Consider the following 5,577-nt stretch of genomic DNA (forward strand, 5'->3'; position numbering starts at 1 on the left):
GCCCTGCGCCAGTCCCTGCATGTTCCACGCGGCGGGCTGGTAGATGTCCTGCAGCTTCGGCAGCAGGTCGGCATGATCGGGAAGGAGGGTGACCCACAGGCCCTGCACGATGCCTGCCGACAGCGCATCGGTGCCGGTAAGGACGAGGTCGATGTCGACGCGTCCGGCATCCTGCTGCGCCTTGATCTTGCCCGGCAACTCCGGCGCCGGCGCCTTGGTGAAGTGCACGTGGCCCACGACATTGGGTTTGGCCGCGGCGTAGGCTTCGATCGCCTTCTGGGTGAGTGCGAGGTTGCCGGCCACGTCGACGATGTTGAGATCGACGGGCGACGAGGGCATTTTTAGCGCGGCAAATGCCGGACGCCACACGGCCGCAAGGCTGGTGAGCGCAACGCCCGCCGTGAACGTTCTTCGGCTGATGTCACGAAAAGTCATGTCTTCCTCCCTTGGTCTTCGGTTGCCTGGATTGCTTCCTCAGTTCAGTTTGTAGGCCTCCCTGGCGAGTCGATAGCCGAGGTCGTGGGCGACCCCGAAGGCCTCGTCTTCATCCAGCCGGCCTGACGTGACCAGTCCGGCAAGGAATGCGCAATCGACGCGGCGCGCCATATCGTGCCGCGCAGGGATCGAGAGATAGGCGCGCGTGTCGTCGTTGAAGCCGACAGAGTTGTAGAAACCCGCCGTCTCCGTGGTCATTTCGCGGAAGCGGCGCATGCCTTCCGGCGAATCGTAGAACCACCATGCTGGCCCGAGGCGCAGCGCCGGATAATGGCCCGCGAGCGGCGCGAGCTCGCGCGAATAGGCTGTTTCATCAAGCGTGAAGAGGATGATGGTGAGCCCGCGCTCATTGCCGAAGCGGTCGAGCAAGGGCTTGAGCGCCCGCACATAATCCGTGCGCCCGGGAATATCGGCGCCCTTGTCGCGGCCAAAGCGGGTAAAGACGGCCTCGTTGTGATTGCGGATCGAACCAGGATGGATCTGCATCACCATGCCGTCGTCGGCGCTCATGCGCGCCATCTCGGTCAGCATCTGGGCGCGGAAGTGTTCGGCTTCATCCGGCGTGAAATTGCCCGAAAGCACTTTGGCGAATAGGYCCGCCGCATCGGCTTCGGAAAGATCGGCGRTCACTGCGGAAGGATGGCCATGATCGGTCGCCGTCGCGCCGAGGCCGCGGAAGAAATCGCGGCGGCTGCGATGGGCTTCGAGATAGCCTTGCCAGGAGAGCGTATCGCAGCCGGTGATTACGCCGAGCCGCTCGACATTCTTGCGGAAGCCCTCGAAATCCGGATCGACGACCGGGTCCGGCCTGTAGGTCGGAACCACGCGGCCGTCCCAGCCGGATTCCCGCACAGCGCGATGATGCGAAAGATCGTCGAGCGGACTGTCGGTCGTCGCGATCGTCTCGATATTGAAGCGCCGGTAGAGCGCGCGCGGCCGGAATTCCGGCGTGCGCAGCTTCTCGTCGATCACGTCGTAATAGTGATCGGCGTTCCTCGCCGACAGCCGTTCCTCGAAGCCGAACAGCGTCGCGAAGACATGGTCGAGCCACATGCGCGTCGGCGTGCCGCGGAACAGATGATAGTTGCCGGCAAACAGCCGCCAGATCGAACGAGCATCGTTCGACTGCCTGCCCTCCCGGTCGGCGACGCCGAGGTCCTGCAGCGAAACGCCCTGGCTGTAGAGCATGCGATAGACGTAGTGATCCGGCCTCACGAACAGCGTTGCCGGATCGGGGAACGYCTCGTCCAGCGCATACCAGCGCGGGTCGGTGTGACCGTGCGGCGAGACGATCGGCAGGTTCTTGACATGATCGTAGAGCCTGCGCGCCACGCCGCGCGTTGCAGGATCGGCGGGGAAGAGACGGTTTTCATCGAGCAGAGGCATGGTGGTCAACCCACGCTCGCCAGATCGGCGTCGGCGACGTCCTCGGCGAAGACCGCCTCGACATGGCCGATATGGATTGCCATGGCTTTTCTCGCCGCATCCGCATCATGGCTGCCGAGGGCGGTGATGATCGCCTCGTGATCGGCGATGTTGGTGCCGTGTTTGCCGGGCCGGTTGGTCAGCTCGTGGAACCGCGCCAGGATCGGCCCGTTCATCCGCGCCCACAGACCGCTCACGATATCGACAAGGATCGCATTGCCGGTGATTTCGGCGAGCCTGCGGTGGAAGGCGCTGTCCGCATCGACACCTGTGCGGCCCGCCGCGGTCTCGGCACGAATTTGATCGTTGAGGGAACGGAGCTCGGCGAGATCCGCGCCGGTTGCGACTTCTGCCGCAAGCGCGGCGATCTCGCCCTCGATGATGCGCCGTGCCGCCAGCAGTTCGAAGGCGCCCGGACCCGCATTGACGACATCGAGCGGCATACGACCCGTGGCTTTCACGTAAGTCCCGGCGCCGCTCCGCACCTCCACCCAGCCGGCCAGTTCCAGCGCCACCATCGCCTCGCGCAACACCGGGCGGCTGACGCCCAGCTTGCGCGCCAGATCGCGCTCGGGCGGCAGCCGGTCCCCGGCGCGGAACTCGCCCGCTGCAATGAGGCGACTGACCTGCTCGGCCACCTGCTCATAGAGCCTCTGCGTCGTGACGGTCTGAAACGGCATGCATCCTCCTCATCCGCAGGCAGAGTAGGGCTATTTTGGCAAAGTGATCAAGTGGTAATGTGGCCTGACCAATTTTGCGCAGATGACCTCAACTGAGCGAACGCCGCTCCAGGTCCGTGACGGCAGGCAACACCGCCAGGGCGCGAATGATCGCTGGCCGGCTGAGTACCTCACAGGCGCATATCAGGGATGTGCCGATGAACTGCCCCCGCAATCGGCTCCAGCCGTCCTCAAAGTTGCGGGGAAAATGCGCAAAAGCTAAAGTGGCGTCAAACCTCGCTGACAGGGGGGACGGGGTGAGCAGGATCCTGATTTGCGGTGGAGGCGTGATCGGGTTGTGCGCGGCGGCCATGCTTGGCCGCGACGGCCATGACGTGACGGTGCTCGAGGCCGACCCGGCAGGTCACCCCTCGAGTTCCATTCAAGGATGGGACTGGGAGCGCCCCGGAGTCGCCCAGTTCAGGCAGCCGCACAATCTCTCCTCACGGTTTCGAATGGTCGCCGATCAGGAGCTGCCGGGGTTGACTGATGCGTTGCTGCGCGCCGGCTGCGTCTGGATGGACTATTTCGACCCTCGATTCCTTCCCCCGACAATCGCGGACAGGGCGTCTCGCCCGGGCGACGAGGCAATGCGCTTCGTCACCGGCCGGCGGCTGGCCATCGAGTGGGCCGTGGCCGAGATGGCRCAAGCAGCGCCCAATGTGACGATCCGACGGGGGACGAAGGTTCGCGAGTTGGTCAYCGGCGCAGCGGCGGTTCCCGGCGTGCCGCATGTTGCGGGCGTGCGCACGACATCCGGCGAAGAGATCCGCGCCGATCTGGTGATCGACGCGATGGGACGGCGAAGCCCGGCGTGCGAATTGATCCGCCAGGCGGGCGGCCGCAGCCCGATCGAGGAAGCCGAGGACAGCAACTTCGTCTATTTCACGCGCTATTTTTCGGGAAAGCAGCGGCCGCGCAGAAAAGGCCGCGTGCTGACGCCCATGGGGCTGCTCTCAATCCTCACGCTGGACGGAGACAACGACACCTGGTCGGTCACGCTGTTCACCTCCGCGAGGAACAAGGCGATGCGCGCCTTGCGCGACACGGCCACGTTCCATCGCGTGGTCCAGGCATGCCCGCTGCAAGCCCATTGGCTCGACGGAGAGCCGATCACGCATGTCCTGCTGATGGCAGGCGTTCTCGACCGCTACCGGCGATTTGTCGTCGACGGCCAGCCTGTCGTCACGGGATACGCGGCCGTGGGTGATGCCTGGGCATGCACCAATCCGTCCRCCGGGCGGGGCTTGAGCGTCGGTCTCCTGCACGCGCAGGTGCTGCGGAATGTCGCTCGCCGGCACATCGGCGATCCCGGCGAATTCGCCCGCGAATACGATGCGGAGACCGAGCGTCAGGTCGGCCCGTTTTATCGCAACCAGATCGCGGCGGACCGCGCCAGGATCGCCGAGATGGAGGCGCTTGCTGAGGGTCTCCCGATGCCACCTCCGAATCGGATGATGGCCAGGCTTTTCGCCGCCTCAGCCCAGGACGCGGACATCTACCGCGGCGTGATCGAGATAGCCATGTGCGTCTCGTTGCCCCAGGACGTCATCGCCAGGCCGCATATCGCAGCAAAACTGGCCGAGATGGATGGTCATCCCTTGCCGCCGGCCCCTGGCATCATCGATCGCGACCGGATGGCGTCGCTGCTTGCCGGCTGATCCTTGCGCGGCTCAGGCGAGACCTCGCTCACGTAGGAGTCGTTTTGCCGGCCGAGAGCGCTTCGAATACCGCGTTTGTTTCGGCCACAAGCGTTCGCACCAATTGACCGGCCGGGAGTTCCCTGTTCAAGGCGGCCGCCTGCCCGTAGAGATGAAAGGCGAAATCTCCCTTCGCATCGGCGCTCAGCGGGGCGCTGAGCGCGACCATTTGCGGAAAGTCCGGAAGGCGCGTCCGGCTCTCCTCCATCTCCAGGGCGTAGCGCGTGCGTTTCGCCCGCGCCGCGCGGCCCGAGAAGGCGTCGGTGACCATCGTGTCCATGTCCGTCGCGGAGCGGATCAGGGCGCGGCGCGACGCATCCGTGCCGGCTTCGTCGCAGGACAGGAAGCCGGTGCCGATCTGCACGCCGCTGGCGCCGAGAGCGAAAGCGGCGGCGATGCCCCGGCCGTCGGCAATGCCGCCCGCGGCAATGACCGGTAGCTTGACGGCATCCACGACCTGGGGAACCAGCGCCATAGTGCCTACACCATCACCGGGACCGTTGGGAGAATGCGAACCTCGGTGGCCTCCCGCCTCCCACCCCTGGGCAATGACCGCGTCGGCTCCACTGTCGGCGAGCTTCACCGCCTCGGCGACATTCGTCGCCGTGCTGATGATCACGATACCGGCCTCTTTCAGYCTGCCGACGACAGCCGCACCCGGAATGCCGAAATGGAAGCTCACGACCGGCGGGCGAATCTCGAGCAGCAGTTCAAGCTTTTCTTCATCGAAACCCGGTCCGATCGGCGGAAGCCTCCGCGAGGGTTCGTCAAGCGACAGCTCCTCGTAGTAGGGCCGCAACCTGTCGATGACCTTCGTCAGCACGGCGTCGCTGGTGTCRGGTCTGGGAAAAACAAAGAAATTGAGGTTGAAGGGACGCTCGGTCGAGGCGCGCATCTGGCGCGCGACGTTGCGCAGGCCATCCGGCAGCATCGATGCGCAGCCGAGCGACCCCAGTCCACCGGCATTGCTCACCGCGGCCGCGAGTTCCGGCGTGGCCGAACCGGCCATCGGCGCCTGGATGATGGGATGCTCGATCTTGAAGAGATCGCAGAGACGACGATTCGGCCACATGAGCGTCTTTTCCCATGTCGAGGAAAGAACATAGGCTCACCCAGCATAAGCCTGTGTCAGGCTCGGGTCATCGAAATTGTGCGGGCACGCTCCCCACGCTCTCCCTTTCCACCAGCGGGCATTCCAGCTTGGTGATCGGATAGCGCCCGTGGCCGGGCGTCGGCGG

At 65.1% G+C, this 5,577-nt stretch carries 4 protein-coding genes and 1 pseudogene; 1 reads left to right on the forward strand and 4 read right to left on the reverse strand.

The features are described 5' to 3' along the window. The 3 genes and pseudogenes from ORS3428_RS24505 to ORS3428_RS24515 form a co-directional block, all read right to left on the reverse strand. A pseudogene (locus tag ORS3428_RS24505) lies at window positions 1–435 on the reverse strand (ABC transporter substrate-binding protein); the annotation flags it as partial. Between the two features lie 39 nt (window positions 436–474). After that, window positions 475–1,881, reverse strand: coding sequence for a glucuronate isomerase (gene uxaC, locus ORS3428_RS24510; protein ID WP_071100878.1), 1,407 nt, complete (start codon window positions 1,879–1,881; stop codon window positions 475–477). Window positions 1,882–1,886: 5 nt separating this feature from the next. Then, complete coding sequence (locus ORS3428_RS24515; RefSeq protein WP_071100879.1) at window positions 1,887–2,600, reverse strand: FadR/GntR family transcriptional regulator; 714 nt, start codon at window positions 2,598–2,600, stop codon at window positions 1,887–1,889. A 197-nt stretch (window positions 2,601–2,797) separates the two neighbouring features. Between ORS3428_RS24515 and ORS3428_RS24520 the strand changes: the two genes are divergently transcribed. Continuing rightward, on the forward strand, window positions 2,798–4,300 hold the full coding sequence (locus ORS3428_RS24520; RefSeq protein WP_172833727.1) for an FAD-dependent oxidoreductase: 1,503 nt from the start codon (window positions 2,798–2,800) through the stop codon (window positions 4,298–4,300). A gap of 28 nt (window positions 4,301–4,328) precedes the next feature. On the opposite strand, the gene ORS3428_RS24525 is transcribed toward ORS3428_RS24520, so the two are convergent. Then, window positions 4,329–5,411 (reverse strand): NAD(P)H-dependent flavin oxidoreductase, encoded by a 1,083-nt coding sequence (locus ORS3428_RS24525; protein WP_071100881.1) that lies wholly within the window; start codon window positions 5,409–5,411, stop codon window positions 4,329–4,331. Window positions 5,412–5,577 lie beyond the last annotated feature (166 nt).

Origin of the sequence: Mesorhizobium sp. ORS 3428 (assembly GCF_001854785.1) — a bacterium.
GTDB lineage: Bacteria > Pseudomonadota > Alphaproteobacteria > Rhizobiales > Rhizobiaceae > Mesorhizobium.

Coding starts and splice junctions, on each gene's coding strand:
- ORS3428_RS24515 (WP_071100879.1), bottom strand. CDS start 2,600: ATGCCGTTTCAGACCGTCACGACGCAGAGGCTCTATGAGCAGGTGGCC.